This window comes from Acinetobacter piscicola, assembly GCF_002233755.1.
GTDB lineage: Bacteria > Pseudomonadota > Gammaproteobacteria > Pseudomonadales > Moraxellaceae > Acinetobacter > Acinetobacter piscicola.
This window is the reverse complement of sequence record NZ_KZ268705.1, coordinates 130196-146684: the sequence shown is the minus strand read 5'-3', so window position 1 is coordinate 146684 and position 16489 is coordinate 130196. Positions and strand designations below refer to the sequence as shown.

The window sequence follows — 16489 nt, the reverse complement described above, 5'->3', positions numbered from 1 at the left end:
GTGACTTCCTCTTTGAATTGTTCTAAAAAATAATGATGTAGCGTTTACCAAAGTTGCTGATACAGCGAAACCATTTCAGCAACACTCGGTACACGTGGGTTATTGAGTGGTGATCCAGATGCCAAGGCTTGTTCTGCCATGGTTTGAACAAGACCATCAAAGGTCTGTTTGCTCACGCCAAATTCGGCTAGGGTTGGCACTTGTAAATCCGTATTAATATCGATAAGTGCCTGAACCAGTTTTTGGTTTGCTACTTGATGATCATCATCTTCATTTGCAACACCAATCGCTTTTGCACAATCTGCATAACGCTCAGGTGCTGCTTGTATGGAATAAGAGGTAATCATCGGCAACAACATGGCATTGGAAAGACCATGTGGCACATGGAAAAAAGCACCAATTGGACGGCTCATCCCATGTACTAAAGCAACCGATGCATTGGAAAAAGCTATCCCTGCTAATGTAGAGCCGAGCATCATTTTTTCTCGTGCGATTTCATTATCAGGTTGGTGATAAACCGTTTGTAAATTTGGCCCAATCAGTTTCATTGCTGCAATTGCTTGAGCATCGCTATAGGCATTTGCTTTTTTACTGACATAGGCTTCAATGGCATGGGTTAATGCATCAATACCTGTATCCGCTGTTGTACGTGCTGGTAATGACATGGTTAATTCATAATCAATAATTGCTGCTACAGGTAAAAAGCCCAGTCCTGCACAGAGCATTTTTTCACTGGTCTGATCATCAGTAATAATGGTAAATCGGGTACATTCTGACCCTGTCCCCGCAGTTGTAGGAATCGCAATAATCGGAAGACCTGTTTCATTGACTTGTCGGGGAAATTTATAGTCACGTATTTCGCCACCGAATTTACCTAAAATGCTAATCGCTTTAGCACTATCAATTGGACTACCACCGCCTACAGCAATAATTGCATCATACTGATGGTCTTTTACATGCTGTACACCCGCAGCGATAGAACCAGAAGTCGGTTCTGGAATAGTTTCATCAAAATAATCGGCATGTATATTGGCTTCTTTTAAAAGTTGTTGAATTTTTTCGATATATCCTAATGAAACCATCATTTTATCGGTAATGATTAACGGATTTTTAGCCCCCAAAGATTTGAGAATGTCTGGAAGTTTACTTCGGGAATTTTTCCCAATTTCCATAATTCGGGGTAGGTTTATGCTATGCGACATTTTTATATCCTTATAAAAGTTTGAAAATAATTCATATTTTTTAAAATGAACCAAATAGTGTACCTAGTGTGATTACACCAATCAGAGCAAATAGAGGAATAATCACCGCGACAATGAACATGTCGTAATAGGACTGTTTATGGGTTAAACCACACAGTGTGATGATGGTAATGACAGCGCCATTATGAGGAAGTGAATCAAGCGCACCTGAAGCCATAGACGCGACTCGATGCATGAGCTCAGGAGATATTCCAAACTGCGTTGCCAAATTCATATAAGTTTCGCCCATCGTTTTTAAGGCAATACTTAATCCACCCGAGGCTGAACCTGTGATTCCTGCTAAGACATTAATCACAATTGCTTCAGAGATCAGTGGGTTATTGGGTGCAATACCAATGAGAAAATCACGAAGAATAATAAAACCTGCCAAAGATGCAATGACAGAACCATAACCAACTTCTGATGCTGTATTGAAAATAGGCAAAAATGAAGAAGAAACACCTTGTTGGATGGAGTCTTTGATATCGGTAATATGTTTCCAATTTAAAATAATAATCGTCACGCAAGCCAATACCAAAGAACAAATAATGGCCCAAAGTCCGATGACAGAACTCAGTGAAGTATTGCCAAACTTATCTGTTGCGAGGTAAGCCGTATCAAGGGTCGGTAGAATGAATTTAGCTAAAATCAAATTCATTATGATCACAACTAAAATCGGTATCATTGCGACAATCAAGCTCGGACTAGAGCTTTTATTTGAATATGAATGGTCATGTGATTCAATGTGATGACCATAACCTTCTTGTTGAGAGGATGCTGTTTTAATACGTCTATTGAGCCACCACATACCCGAAATTAAGATAAAGATTGATGCCAAAATACCCAAGCCCGGTGCTGCGTAAAGATCTGTATTGAAAAAAGGCATAGGGATAGCGTTTTGAATCGCTGGTGTGCCGGGCAATGCTGTCATGGTAAAAGTTAAACCACCTAACATGATTGCAGCAGGAATTAACCGTTTGGGAATACCGACCTCTTTAAATAATGCTGCTGCAATCGGGAATACTGCAAATCCAACAACAAATAACGAAACACCACCATACGTTAAAATCGCACAAGACAATACGATGGAGAGCATGGCTCTTTTATGACCAAGCTTTTCTACAAAAAAGTTCGCAATGGTTCTAGCAGAACCAGAATCATCCATTAATTTTCCAAAGACGGCACCAAGTAAAAAAAGCGGAAAATATTTAATGATGTAACCGCCGAGACCAGTCATGAATACTTGAGAATACATACCCAGTAATTCATTGCTTAGACCACTCCACATGACTGCAAAAAGTGCAAGTAATGGTGCGAGAATAATGACGCTAAATCCTTTATATGCCAGATACATGAGCAAGATTAAGGACAACACAATTCCGATAAGACCTATCATTTTTATACATCCTGTTTTTATATTTTTATATAATGATACGTAATTTATCATTATTGATGTATATAATTTAATCAAAAATAAGTCAATAGAAAATTGTTCGGCACATAAAAAGGAGCAGTGTTGATTTATGAAATAAAACTTATTTTTATAGGCTATGTGACATTTGGCTTTGTTATAAAGAAATGTGTATTGTTATAAATAACAGGGTGGATTCAGCAAAAAAAAATATGCTATTGCATTTAAATTGTTGTTATTAAAAATTTTAATTTTATTGGCATATGTATTGCTTGAACGAATATGAAATAACAATGTGAGTTATTTCGCTGTAAGAACCAGACAAAGGCGTCTATGACCGAACATTTTAATCAATGCAGAGGCATAGACGTTTTTAATTTTCATTCGATATGTTTATTAAAATATAACGATAAATATTAATTTTAAGATTTATTAAGAGGAATGAGAAGTGAGGAATTCTATATTTAGATTGAGTGATTTACATTGCTGTAAAACCATTTTTCTAATGAGCCTTATTGCACCAAAATGGGTATTTGCTAATGATATTGCACTCAATCAACAACAGGATATCTTTCAACTCGGTGCAATTCGTATCACGGCTGAACAGAATCAGTTTGATCAAGTTGCCTCGAAAATAGACGATCAAAAGATGCAACAGTTTAACCGCAACAACATTGGTGATGCGTTAAATCTATTGTCAGGTGTTACAAGTTCAAATAATTCTAGAAATGAACAAATGATATATGTGCGTGGTTTTGATGCACGTCAAGTTCCTTTATTTATTGATGGAATACCCGTTTACATTCCTTATGATGGTTATGTCGATTTCAATCGTTTTACCACAGCAGATTTAGCTGAAATTCAAGTCGCTAAAGGTTTCAGTTCAATCCAATATGGTGCAAATACTTTAGGTGGTGCGATTAACTTAGTCAGTCCTAAACCTCAACGAGCATTTGAGGGTGATATCCGTTTGGGAGTTGGAGAAGGGCAACAACGCAGCGCTGCTATAAATTTAGGAAGTAAGCAAGAGAATTGGTATATTCAAACAGCCGCATCTTATCTCGAGCGAGATGGCTTTAAATTATCTTCAGATTTTCAAGCGACTGCGACTGAAGATGGTGGATTGCGCAATAATTCTCAAAGCAAAGACAGTAAATACTCGCTTAAACTTGGTTTTACACCAAACCCAACAGACGAATATGCTTTAAGTTATATCAAACAAGATGGTGAAAAGGGTAATCCACCGACAACTGGAACAACGGCGATTCGTTATTGGAAATGGCCATATTGGGATAAAGAAAGTCTCTATTTTAATTCAACAACTGCTTTAACTTCAAAAGAGTCTTTAAAAGTTCGGGCTTATCATGATCGTTATGAAAATGAATTGAATTCTTATACCAATGATCGTTATGAACAATTGAAAACCTCTGGACAGGGTAGCGTGAGTACAGGTCGTAGCATTTATAATGATCGTGTGAATGGTGCTTCAATTATTTTAGAATCTGATCGTTTGAAAGGGCATCAACTGAGTGTTATTGGTCACTACAAAACAGATGAGCATCAAGAGTTAGATGCAAGTAAAAATAAAAATACTCATTTTGAAGATAAAATTTGGTCTATTGGCTTAGAAGACAATATTCAACTGCTGGATCAGACATTTCTTTCACTCGGAATCAGCCAACATACTTTAGAACCTCAGAAGGTATTTAGTGTTGGAAATCCGTATGCTTTGCCCGATAAGCAAACCGCGCTAGATGCACAAATGGGCGTATTTTATAATGAGTTTGATCATGCTCAGCTATATGCAACGATTGCGAAAAAAACACGATTACCGACTTTAAAAGATCGTTATTCTCAACGTTTGGGGACTTTTATAGAAAACCCGAGTTTACATGCAGAAAAAGCCTTGAATTATGAGTTGGGCTATAAAGGAAAACCTCACGACCAACTCAATTTACAAACTGCTATTTTTTATAGCGATATTCAGGACAAAATTCAATCTGTTGCAAATGTCGAAGGCAACAAGTCTCAAATGCAAAATATTGGTCAGATCTATGTTGCAGGTACTGAGCTAGGTCTTGAATATCAACTTACAAGCTGGTTGAGTTATGGAGGGAATTACACCTATTTAAAATTAAAGAATGAAACAGACTCAGCAAAGAAAATAACTGATATTCCACAATATAAACTCAGTAGTTACCTTATGTTAATGCCAATAGAACATTTGAAAATACAAACTGAAATTGAACGAAATAGCAGTCGTTGGGTATCAAATACATTGAAACTTTCAGGCTATCAAATCGCCAATATTCAACTGTCGTATGCGCTAAAACATGCAACTGGACAATGGAATTTCAGCGCAGGCATAAATAACATTACAGATAAAAATTATGCTTTGGCTGATGGCTATCCGAGTGCAGGGCGAATGTGGTTTACAAATGTAAATTTTTCATTTTAAAGGAAATAAAATATGCGTAATCTATTTTTATCATGTGTTGTATTACTCAGTTTAGATCATACTGTCTATGCACAAACAGAAGTTGAAAAACATACCAATCAAGCCCTGAGCCAACAACTCACTATAGATGGTCTTGTAAAAAATAAGTTAACACTAAGTGTTAAAGAACTGACTTTATTTCCCAAACAGCATAGTCAGGATGTTGCGATTGTAACGATGAAAGGTGAAGTTCGTCGTCCAACTTTAAAATTTAAAGGTGTTTTATTAAAAGACTTACTTAAGAAAGCTGAACTGATAACATCTGATCATAATGATTTCAAAAAAACAGTCGTCATTGCAGAAGCGACAGATGGCTATAAGGTTATTTTTTCTTGGAGTGAACTGTTTAATACGGCTATAGGACAGGGCGTAATGGTTGTATACCAAGAAAATGATCAGTTTTTAAATGCAAAATCAGGGAAAATCGCATTAATTTCTACACAAGATACTGCAACTGGACCACGTTACGTGAAGTGGTTGAAAAGAATTACTGTTCTGAAAATTACTAATTAATAGTGGCTTTTTGATTGTTGTTAATTTAGTTTATTTACCAATATGTTTTTATAAATATATCGATTATTTTTGGGAGAAAATAATGCAATTAAATTTTAAAAAGAAAGTAATTCAAGCAACATTATTATGCTGTAGCATTTTATTGGGGACACATATACATGCGGCAGAAGCAATAACCGTATATGCCGCAGCAAGTCTAACCAATGCAATGACTGATTTAGATCATCTATTTGAAAAACAAAAAAAAGTAGAAGTAAAAACGTCCTATGCAGGCTCATCCACTTTGGCTAAGCAAATTGAAGCTGGAGCACCTGCTGATGTGTTTATTTCTGCTGATGAACAGTGGATGAATTATTTACAAAATAAAAAATTAATTGAATCTAATAAACGCGTTAATTTACTGGGAAATCGCTTGGTTCTAATTTCACCCAAATCTAAACCTGTAAAAATTAAAATGGATAAAAACTTTGATCCATCTACAGCGTTTCAAGGCAAGCTTTGCACTGGGGATACCAAAAGTGTGCCTGTCGGAAAATATGGCAAACAAGCTTTAACCTCACTTGGATGGTGGCAGAAATTAGCGCCACGGTTGGTTGAAACTGAAGATGTGAGAGCTGCCTTAAATTTCGTTGCACGTGGTGAATGTCAGCTTGGAATCGTGTATGCAACTGATGCTGCAATCAGTAAAGATGTTACAGTGGTTGGGGTATTTCCAATCAGTACGCATACACCCATCGTATATCCACTCGGATTAGTCAAAAATAATTCAACTTCTACGGCGTTTTACCAATTTCTACAGGGCAAACAAGCCAATGCAGTCTTTAAGAAATATGGCTTTACCGTTCTATTACCCGCTAAATAATGATGTTTTCTTTATCATCTGAAGAGCTTGAAGTTCTAAAACTATCTTACCAAGTTGCAGCAGCTTGTTTGGCGTTTAGCCTAATCCCTGCACTCGCAGTGGGTTGGGTTTTGGCTCGAAAAGAATTTTTTGGAAAATCCTTATTTGAAACCTTTATTTTTCTCCCTTTAGTGCTTCCTCCTGTTGTTCCTGGATATTTGTTATTGCAAGTTTTCGGCAGTCGTGGCGTATTGGGACAATATTTAGAACAGTTTGGATTACATTTTGCATTTAATTGGAAAGGAGCAGTATTGGCCTCTGCTGTGATGGGGTTTCCGTTATTGGTGCAGTCTATTCGCCTTGCAATTGAGTTAGTTGACCAGCGCTTAGAAATGGCTGCAAAAACATTAGGTGCATCTTCTTTTGGATCGTTCTTTTATGTCACTTTGCCTTTAGCGAGTAGCGGCATATTGGTAGGTGCAATCTTATGTTTTTGTAGAAGTCTTGGAGAGTTTGGTGCAACAATTACTTTTGTGGGGAATATTGCGGGTGAAACCAGAACATTGCCATTGGCGATGTATAGTTTGATGCAACAACCTGATACGGAAAATGCAGTATGGCGTTTAATCATTCTCTCATTAACGGTCGCGTTCTTTGCCTTGTGGTTTGCACAATGGTTTCATCGCTATCAGAAAAAAAAGAGAGGGCATTAATTGGATGATTGATTGTCATATTCAGTTAAATTTAGGAAAATTTAAACTCGATAAAACATTTGTATCTGAACACAATGTGGTGGGTTTATTTGGTGCTTCTGGTTCAGGAAAAACCAGTATTTTACATGCCATTGCAGGATTAAATACTCCTGAAAATGGATGGATTAAAATTAAAGATCAAACGTGGTTTGACTCAGAAAAAGGGATTAATTTAAGCCCGCAGCAACGTAGCGTGGGTTTAGTCTTTCAAGATGCTCAGTTATTTCCACATATGACGGTTATGCGTAATTTATTGTTTGGATATAAACGGGTTGCAAGTGAAAAACAACGTTTTGATCCAGACTATATTATTGAATTACTGAAATTAAATCATTTGCTGAGTCGTATGCCAATGAAACTTTCTGGTGGAGAAAAGCAAAGGGTTGCATTAGGACGAGCATTATTATATTCGCCAAAATTACTATTATTAGATGAGCCTTTATCTGCACTTGATGCGGCACATAAACAAGAAATTATTCCTTTCTTTCAAAAGGTTTTACAAGAAACTGATATTCCGATGTTGTATGTCAGCCATGATATGAGTGAAATTAGGCAATTAACGGAACATATTTGGTTGCTTTAGGTTGTTTTGAGCAAAATGCTGAATTGATTTAGTACGGATGATTGAACTAAAGTCAAAATATGGAATAAATTTAAAAAGCACTTAATATGGGTTAGTGCTGATCAGTTAAGAGTAATTTAGTGATTACTCATTTAAGAATCTCCCCTAACCCCTCTTTGATAAAGAGGGGAACTATTGAGAATCTAAAATAATTTTAGATCCCCTTGCGGAGCATGCTCCGCAAGGGGAGGATTTAAAAATGCACAATTGACTGGCATTACCTAACATGGGTAGAGGTGCTTTTTAATATTTGTATCCATTCGACTTTATTTAACATTAGGATCTGCTTTCTTTAAGAAAAAGCGTATCGCAAGTTTTTGTAACCAAGTGCCATAAGGCGGATAGAACAATTGGGTTGGAAAGAAACGGTGGCGCATAAACACTGTTTTTGCATGTGAAAGCTCTCTAAAACCTTCTTCGCCATGATAGGTTCCCATTCCAGAGTTTCCGATTCCGCCAAAAGGTGCATCGTGATTGACCACATGCCAGCCCCAGTCATTGACGGTAACGCCACCTGAATGTGTTTGTTTTAAAATATGATCACGTTCTTGTGAATCATGCGTGAAGCAATATAAGGCCAATGGTCGTTCACCTGCATTAATGTACTGAATCGCATCTTGCAGGGTGTCGTATGCTACAACAGGAAGTACAGGGCCAAACAGTTCTTCTTGCATAATACGCATGTCAGCTGTGCAATTCAGCACAATATGAACAGGCATACGTCGTGCATCTTGCTCAGGATTGTATTCACCACAAGCAATGATTTGCGCACCTTTTTGTTGTGCATCCGCTAGAATTTCTTGAATACGTTTTAAATGACGTTCATTGATTATTGAAGTGTAATTATCGTTATTGTGAATATTATTGCCATACATGGCTGTAAAGTTGGATTTACACTCCGCTGCAAATTGTTCAACGTTTTCTTTAGGCACTAATGCATAGTCTGGTGCAACACAGATTTGACCGCTATTTGTTGCTTTACCATGCAATATGCGTTTCGCAGCATCTGCCAGTGGATAGTGACGACTGACAAGGGCAGGAGATTTACCACCAAGTTCAAGTGTTACAGGGGTTAGGCTTTCTGAAGCAGCACGCATCACCACACGACCGATTGCAGGAGAACCTGTAAAAACAATATGGTTAAAAGGCAAAGAGGTAAATGCCGCTGGATTGGTAATTTCCTCTCCAAAAACAGCAACTTGATCTTCTGTGAAAATTTCGGCAAGCATTCTTCGCATCACGGCATTGGTTGCAGGTGTTAGCTCAGAAAGTTTGATCATGACTCTGTTTCCTGCTGCAAGCGCTGCAACGAGAGGACCAAGTGCTAAATAAACAGGAAAATTCCACGGTACAATCACGCCAACCACACCTTTGGGTTGATATTGGACGCGTAAGCGATTGGATAAAAATAATAACTCTGTGCTGCGCTTATTTGGGCGCATCCAACGGCGTAAATGGCTTATCGCATGTTCAGCTTCCAGAACAGAGCCGAGTAAATCCAGTAATTTTGACTCATCTACAGATCTTGAACTGAAATCTGTATTGATTGCTGTTGCAATTGCATCTTGATAACGAATAATTTGTTTTTTTAATTTGATGATGTGTGTTCGGCGTGATTCTGAATCTGGATAAGGCGCAGCTTTAAACGCAGCACTTTGTCTGTCAAAGACCGATTGCATATGTGCATGCTCTATATGGCCTACTTCCTGTAAGATTGTCATTTCTGCTATTACTCCATTTATACTGATTCTTGATTAAACTTTATGCTTGATAGGGTAAAGAGTCGATGTTAAATTGAGACAATTAGAGGTAGTTTAGTGCCATTATGTACCTCATTCGATGAGTAGTGTAAATAAAATGACGAAACAGCATACATTTATTGAAGCTCGTTATGACACTTCAGTATTCGGTCAAGGTACTGCAATACAAGGTTTAACCAGTCTAATTGATGAAATGTTACGTCAAGGACATTCTTTGCAGGTACTGCTTCAAGGAACAGGGATCACCTATACGGTTTTGAACAATGCAACATCTCAGATTACACAATACCAAAAATTACAGTTATTTCAGAATATTTTACGATTATCGAAAGATCCATTGACAGGAATCAAAGCTGGACAAAAACAACGACTCTCAGACTTTGGCGTTTATGGCTATGCGCTCTATTCTTCCAAAAATTTTCAGCAAGCTGTGGAATTAGGCATTCGCCATATCAAATTGGCAGGCCCAGTATTGCAGAAGTCTTTCCGTATAGATGATGACGCTGCAATCTTTGAAGGAAAAGAAGTCATTGCTTTAGGAAAGTTATTACCCTTGATTTGTGAATTTTGGTTCAGTTCAATGCAGACTTTGATTGAGAGTGTATTGGAAGGCCCATTTCAGGCAAAAAAGCTGTTACTTCCTTATCCTGCTCCTGAGCATGCAGATGAATACCAAAAGATTTTCCATTGTCCAATTGAGTTTGATACAGGTGTGCTGCAATGGCACTTTGATTTGAAATGGCTTGATGTTGCTTGTCCAAATGCCAATCCAATGACTGCTGACATGTGTAAATCTTTTTGCGAGCGAATGCTCGGAATTGAAGATGATGCAACACCTGAGTTAATTAAAACAATACGGCTTATTCTCATGGATCAAGTCGATTGTTTTCCAACAGCTCAAGAAATGGCTGAACGTTTACATCTTTCTAAAAGAACATTGTATCGCCGTTTAGCCGATCTTAATGTCAGTTATCAAAACATTATAGACAGCACCAGACGACGGCTTGCAGATGAATATTTGCAAGGTACGACATTGACCGTAGATGAGATTGCACAAAGACTTGGCTTTTCAGATACTTCAAATTTTAGAAAAGCTTATCGTCATTGGACAGGAATGTCTCCCAATGAATATCGATTACAGCTAGATCATACTTTTAATCCTAGTCTTATGTAAAAGCGTCTTCTCAATACCGCTCAGATCAACCCTGTATTCCAACACAGATATATTTATGTATGTGTATGCCCATGCGTATGTGGTTCGTGTGAATGTTGATGATGGTGTTTTTCATCGCCATGGGGGTGATCATGGTCTTGGCGAATACAACAACCTGCAACGTACTGGCTGCTTCCATCTGTATAAAATTCTTCTTTCCATACAGGTACTTCATGTTTCACACGTTCAACTGCTTCTTCACAAGCTTGAAATGCTTCTCTACGATGAGGAGCGTAGGCAATCGCAATAATCGCTTTATCGCCAATATCTAATGTTCCAATACGATGAATAACACGGACGTAACCAATACCGTATTTTTCTTGTATTTCTTGTTCAATCGCTCGAATCATCTTTTCTGCAACAGGTGCATAGGCTGTATATTTTAGTGCTTGAACTGCACGTCCTTCATGGTGATTTCGTACAGTACCAATAAAAATACCTGTTCCACCACACTCTGGGAAAGCTTGAATGGTATCGAAACGATCTAAATTGAGTGGAGTATCTTGGATACGAGCAAACTGTAACATATCAACCTCCTGCAACAGGTGAGAGTAAAACTAAGGTGCTGTCTTTCTCTAAGACACTTTGGCGGGAAATAATATCTTCACCGATTGCACATGCACAGCGTTCTATCATCTCGGAAACTGAAGGATATTGCCCTTTAATTTGTTCTAATACATCAGCAACCAAACTATTTGATGCACAACTTAGGCTGAGGTCAGCAGGTAGGTGTTTTTCAATCGCACCATAAGATTCAACTTTTATATTAATTTCCTGCATATCTGCCTCTATATTGGAATTGCTTTAAAAATGATAAGTCATTTATAGATATTAAATAGATGTTCATAAACTTTAGCATTATCCAATTTAATCATCAAAAAACGAAAAGTAAATGTGTGAAAGTGACCTTGTTCACTTGTCTTGTAAAAGCACTTGGTTGTCCATTTTTTAATACAGCCTTCTTACTTAACTGAGTCTTTATCCATTGATCATCTATCTATTAAATCTTCAATTGATTATTTGCGATAGTTTTGCAACTCTTCAAATGAGTTTAGGCTGTGGTAATTCAGATTTTGATTCTGAATATTGACAATTTGTGGTGCAAGTTCTGCAAAACAGCGTCTTAAACTCAGTTGTTGAAGTTCAAGATGCTTAGACAGAGTCTCAACACTACTACGCTTTAGTAAGCAGAAAGGGTAGAGTGCTTGCCCATTGATAGAAACATAAGCCACAGAAGACAATGGATTTTTTTCTAAAGCTTGATGTAGATACAACAATATATCTTGTGGAATCTCTGTAATATCGCATGGGATAAATAAAACATAATCAGATTGGACATAAGACCAAGCACTTTTCATGCCGATTAATGGCCCTAAAAAACCATCCGTCTCATCTTTGAAATAGCCAATATCAGAGATCAATTCTAAATAACGGTCATAGTCTCTATGGCTATTGATCCATATTTCATCAACTTGCCCTAGAAAAGCCTTATATATTTTTAACAGCTGAATTTCATGGTCAAAGCTTTGTAAGAGCTTATTTTCACCATTCATTCGTGTAGCCTGTCCACCTGCTAAAATGACCAGTGCTGTTGTGGGATAGTTCTGCATCATATTGACCTTATATTGGTATGATGACCATCTAGACCTAGATTAAATTTTGAAACTTCTGCATTTGCTTTTAAATAGCGCAAAATATTTACGATGACCATAAATAATGCAATGCAGAAGATTTCATTTGAAGCAATTGATATGCTCTTATTGTTCCAAGTTGTTACAAGCTTATAGTGCAATAAAATCGACATAGTCCAATGATATTGGCGTATCGGATCGAACTGGGATGCGAACAATGGCATTGGCTTGATTTAAATTGCTGAGCATATGTGATTGTTGTTTCCCCAGTTTTGAAACAGTCAATTGACCAAGATCATTCACATTCACAACCATACGTAATAATTGTTCACGACTGTCTTGTTTTACGTTGTCTGTGAGATGCGCTTTTTTCCATGCAGGCATTGGTGAGGTGACACCTTGCAATGCCGCCAACAATGTCGAAACATGCACCGCAAGACAGGTGAGAACTGCGGCAGGATTACCCGGCAAACCCAGTAGATAAGTATGCTTGTTATCAAAGTCAGAAGTATTGTTAACAGGACTGTGTTGATATTCAGCAAAATACAGTGGTTTACCCGGTTTTTGTGCAACTTGCCAAAAGATTTCTTTTGCGCCCAAAGCCATAGAGACTGGTCGAATCAGATCATAATCACCGACAGAAACCCCACCTGTTGTAATTACAAGATCGTAGTGATTCATTGCATTCGATAATGCTTGAGTGAGAATATTTTCATCATCAATCACATGCTCTAGGTGGATATCATTCAAGCCTTGTTCTTTCAGCCACGTTAAAATCATCGGTGCATTTGCATCGAAGACTTTAGATTCATTATCCAATTGTGTGCTGACTTCATCCCCTGTAATGAGGACCGCAATTTTAGGCTGACGATAAACTTGTACTTCCTGAACACCTGCCATACTCAATGCAGCAATTAAACCACTCGCTAACCGCTGACCTTGATTCGCAAGGATTGTACCGACTGTGAGTTCTTCGCCTTGGTAACGAATATCAGTCCCTTTTTCTAAAGGTTGATTTAAAATGGCTAAATTTTCAGTTCGTGTGATGATCTCTTGTCGTGCAACCGTATCTGCCGAATCTGGAAGTTTTCCACCTGTAAAAATACGAACCGTTTGACCTGTTTGAATCTCTACTTGCTCAGCTATACCTGCACGAATCTCACCAACTAGTTCAAACTCAGTAATACCTGCTTGTATATCTTCACTTCTGAGTGCATAACCATCGACAGCGCTCTGTGTAAACAATGGTAGTGAAACGGTTGATTGCACATCTGCTGCTAGAACATGCTGATGTGCTTGAATTAACGGCAAAGTAATAGGCGTCAGTGTTTCGACTGAACTGTAGTGTGCTAAAGCTTGATCAAGCGTAATTAATCCAATACCTGAACAGCTCATTCATAACCTCCGGGATGCGGTAGATCTCGGCATACATCAAAAATATGGACTAATGCAGGCAAAATTGCTGCCATAGACTCACTTGCGCCACCACGACTTCCCGGGAGGGTAATCACCAGTGAACGATCGATAAAGCCTGCAACGCCACGAGACATCGCTGCATAAGGTGTGCGCTTTTGCCCAAATGCACGTGCAGCTTCCATCAAGCCGTTTAACTCACGTTCAAGTAAAGGCTGTAAAGTATCGACGGTAATATCTCGTTTACCAATACCTGTTCCACCTACAGTAATCACGCAAGCATAGGATTGTGTTAATTTTAAGACCAATTCTTTTAACTGATCTGCTTCATCAGGTAAAATTTGATAATGAATTGGATCAAAACCTGCTTCGGTTAAGGTGTCTACCACTGAGCGTCCAGCAGTATCAGGTTTTCGGCCTGCGGCAACTGTATCAGACAGTACCAATACTGCTGCTGAAACAGCTTGGCGTAAATGACGTTTATAATGTGATTTTCCGCCTTTTTTCAGGTCTAATTTACATTGTTGAATAATCAGTTCATGCGGTTCGCAATGTGGTTTGAGCATGTCATAAATGGTTAATGCTGCAAGACTCGCCGCAGTTAAAGCTTCCATTTCAACACCTGTTGGTGCAATAGTTTCAACAGTCGCTTGAATAATGACTCGATCAGCGAGTAATTCAAAATCCACATCGGCACGGTAAATCGGCAAAGGATGGCACAGAGGGATCAGTTCATCGGTACGTTTTGCAGCCAAAATTCCAGCAATTCGTGCTGTTTTCAGTGCATCACCTTTTTCGGTATTGCCATCTGCAAGAAGTTGTAAACAATGTGCTGGTGCAAGCAGTTCAGAAGTTGCAGTAGCAATTCGATAGCTTTCAGGCTTCATGCCGACATTTTTCATAAAATATTCCGAAATTAAGGTGCTGATCTACAGTCATCTGCTTGATCAGAGCAAAGAATTTATTGTTTAGATAACATAAAAATAAAGGATGATACAGTCCGTGGACTGATGAACACAAAATTAATCCGTGAATTATCCCCCTATAGCATGCATGCTGATCTTACGTGATGGAGCTTGCTGGTGTGCAATAAATCCAGCTTTTTTATGCCATACAGCATTCAAAATGGTGGCTGTTAAAGATGAATCGTTTTGCTGAAGTAAAGCACGCAAAGGCGTACCTGAGTTGGCAAACAAGCAAGTGAATAATTCACCTGTTGCAGTTAAGCGCAAACGATCACAACTTTGACAAAAAGGTTTACTGATGGTCGAAATAATGCCTAATTTGTAATCATTATTGAGGCGGTAAATTGTTGCAGGATCATTCTGTCTTTGTTGTTTTTCTATCTGGAAATGTGCTGTAAGTTTTTGAATAATTTCATCTTCAGTAATGACTTTTTCGGGTTGCCAGTGTTCAGGTTGATCCAACGGCATATATTCAATAAACCGTAATGCGATATTTTGTTGATATGCCCATTGTGTGAGTTCAATAATTTCATGATCATTTTTGCCTGCCACTAAAACACAATTTAACTTGATTGGTATATTGAGTTGTTGAGCTGCTGCAATCCCTTGTAGTACAGGTTCGAGTGGGCATTTGGTCATGTTCTGAAAGGTATTTGGGTCAATGCTGTCTAGACTAATATTCAGATCATCTAAACCTGCTTGTTGCAAAGCATATGCATACTTTTTTAAATAGAAGGCATTAGTTGTCATGGAAATACGTTGTAAACCATGTGCTTTTAATCGATTCAAATCATGAATAAAGTTGACAACGCCTTGGCGCATCAGCGGTTCACCGCCTGTCAAACGGATATGTTGGATACCTAAATGCACCATAACTTCACAAAATTTTAATAATTCTTCAAAGCTTAAAATATCTTTTTTAGCGAGCCACTCTGGTTTATCTGGCATGCAGTAACTGCAACGAAAATTACAACGATCTGTCAGGGATATTCTGAGTTTATGTTTATGGCGACCAAATTGATCGACCAACTGCATTGATGCATTGGTCACTAGCGGCATTTTTACGGGTGTTGCTAAAGTTTTAGTCGAGCCGTCCATAGTCGCAATTAACCTTGTTTAATCACAGGATAAGATCATTTATAAAGCAGTATGAGTCGTTTTATTTTAAATATCAACTTCAACAATTCAGTTTTTGTGTACCTTGCATGCTTGTTTTTTAACGTGGTATACAAATTGAAAAGCCAGTCTAAAAGAGTATTTTGAGACACTATTCTCATTATAAATTTACGATTGAAATCTGCTAAAAAAAAGAGGATATTGAATATAAATGAAACTTATACTCTGAAACGGTTGCAACAAAAACAGCAATAGATTGTTTAAACGATGGTTCAAATTGTGTGAATTATCTATATGTTTTTAAATGGTTAAGACAGCCTATTTTAAGCAATTAAATACGTTATATTGGATTAGGGTCTGTTGACAATTCGTCTATGTTTGCGACTATGAGTGTTTTTTAGGCGATACTAGGCGTGAAATACAAAATTTAGTCATTCTAAATGAGTAGTTCACAACAACGTAGCGTCAAAAAACACTCTAGTCCCGAAGGGTTGTCGCTAAAATTATCTCAGCC

15 protein-coding genes are annotated in these 16489 nt (G+C 37.9%); 6 read left to right on the top strand and 9 right to left on the bottom strand.

What is annotated here, in order from left to right; translation table 11 throughout:
* Nucleotides 1-44: 44 nt before the first annotated feature.
* Nucleotides 45-1202: an iron-containing alcohol dehydrogenase gene (locus tag CDA10_RS02290; RefSeq protein ID WP_089603895.1), complete on the bottom strand. Its 1158-nt coding sequence runs from the start codon at nucleotides 1200-1202 to the stop codon at nucleotides 45-47.
* Nucleotides 1203-1242: 40 nt separating this feature from the next.
* Nucleotides 1243-2637 (bottom strand): GntP family permease, encoded by a 1395-nt coding sequence (locus tag CDA10_RS02285; RefSeq protein ID WP_089603894.1) that lies wholly within the window; start codon nucleotides 2635-2637, stop codon nucleotides 1243-1245.
* 520 nt (nucleotides 2638-3157) lie between these two features.
* On the opposite strand from CDA10_RS02285, the gene CDA10_RS02280 reads away from it, so the two are divergent.
* The 5 genes from CDA10_RS02280 to CDA10_RS02260 all read left to right on the top strand — a co-directional run bounded on the left by CDA10_RS02280 (nucleotide 3158) and on the right by CDA10_RS02260 (nucleotide 7838).
* Nucleotides 3158-5110 carry a TonB-dependent receptor plug domain-containing protein gene (locus CDA10_RS02280; protein ID WP_089603893.1) on the top strand — a complete coding sequence of 651 codons (1953 nt, stop codon included), beginning with the start codon at nucleotides 3158-3160 and terminating at the stop codon, nucleotides 5108-5110.
* Nucleotides 5111-5122: 12 nt separating this feature from the next.
* Nucleotides 5123-5662, top strand: coding sequence for a molybdopterin-dependent oxidoreductase (locus CDA10_RS02275; RefSeq protein WP_089603892.1), 540 nt, complete (start codon nucleotides 5123-5125; stop codon nucleotides 5660-5662).
* Between the two features lie 82 nt (nucleotides 5663-5744).
* A complete protein-coding gene (gene modA / locus CDA10_RS02270; RefSeq protein WP_089603891.1) occupies nucleotides 5745-6524 on the top strand; it encodes a molybdate ABC transporter substrate-binding protein in 780 nt (259 codons plus the stop codon).
* The gene (modB, locus tag CDA10_RS02265) at nucleotides 6524-7216 is read left to right on the top strand and encodes a molybdate ABC transporter permease subunit (protein WP_089603890.1); all 693 of its coding nucleotides are present in this window, start codon (nucleotides 6524-6526) and stop codon (nucleotides 7214-7216) included. The genes modA and modB overlap by 1 nt, the downstream gene beginning before the upstream one ends.
* Nucleotides 7217-7220: 4 nt before the next feature.
* Nucleotides 7221-7838: an ATP-binding cassette domain-containing protein gene (locus tag CDA10_RS02260; protein WP_089603889.1), complete on the top strand. Its 618-nt coding sequence runs from the start codon at nucleotides 7221-7223 to the stop codon at nucleotides 7836-7838.
* A 305-nt stretch (nucleotides 7839-8143) separates the two neighbouring features.
* Here CDA10_RS02260 and CDA10_RS02255 read toward each other — a convergent pair whose 3' ends face one another.
* Nucleotides 8144-9598 (bottom strand): coniferyl aldehyde dehydrogenase, encoded by a 1455-nt coding sequence (locus CDA10_RS02255; protein ID WP_089603888.1) that lies wholly within the window; start codon nucleotides 9596-9598, stop codon nucleotides 8144-8146.
* A gap of 136 nt (nucleotides 9599-9734) precedes the next feature.
* Between CDA10_RS02255 and CDA10_RS02250 the strand changes: the two genes are divergently transcribed.
* Nucleotides 9735-10811: an AraC family transcriptional regulator gene (locus tag CDA10_RS02250; RefSeq protein ID WP_089603887.1), complete on the top strand. Its 1077-nt coding sequence runs from the start codon at nucleotides 9735-9737 to the stop codon at nucleotides 10809-10811.
* Between the two features lie 53 nt (nucleotides 10812-10864).
* Here the strand turns inward: CDA10_RS02250 and CDA10_RS02245 are convergent, their stop codons facing one another.
* From CDA10_RS02245 to moaA, 6 genes are all read right to left on the bottom strand, one after another.
* A complete protein-coding gene (locus CDA10_RS02245; protein ID WP_089603886.1) occupies nucleotides 10865-11377 on the bottom strand; it encodes a molybdenum cofactor biosynthesis protein MoaE in 513 nt (170 codons plus the stop codon).
* A gap of 1 nt (nucleotide 11378) precedes the next feature.
* Nucleotides 11379-11630, bottom strand: coding sequence for a MoaD/ThiS family protein (locus tag CDA10_RS02240; protein ID WP_089603885.1), 252 nt, complete (start codon nucleotides 11628-11630; stop codon nucleotides 11379-11381).
* 236 nt (nucleotides 11631-11866) lie between these two features.
* Nucleotides 11867-12463, bottom strand: a complete 597-nt coding sequence (locus CDA10_RS02235; protein WP_167374940.1) for an NTP transferase domain-containing protein — start codon at nucleotides 12461-12463, stop codon at nucleotides 11867-11869.
* Between the two features lie 168 nt (nucleotides 12464-12631).
* Nucleotides 12632-13876, bottom strand: coding sequence for a molybdopterin molybdotransferase MoeA (locus tag CDA10_RS02230; protein ID WP_089603884.1), 1245 nt, complete (start codon nucleotides 13874-13876; stop codon nucleotides 12632-12634).
* Nucleotides 13873-14796, bottom strand: coding sequence for a bifunctional molybdenum cofactor biosynthesis protein MoaC/MoaB (gene moaCB / locus CDA10_RS02225; protein WP_089603883.1), 924 nt, complete (start codon nucleotides 14794-14796; stop codon nucleotides 13873-13875). Before moaCB ends, CDA10_RS02230 begins: the two co-directional genes overlap by 4 nt.
* A gap of 132 nt (nucleotides 14797-14928) precedes the next feature.
* A complete protein-coding gene (gene moaA / locus CDA10_RS02220; RefSeq protein ID WP_228704583.1) occupies nucleotides 14929-15918 on the bottom strand; it encodes a GTP 3',8-cyclase MoaA in 990 nt (329 codons plus the stop codon).
* Nucleotides 15919-16489: the final 571 nt, after the last annotated feature.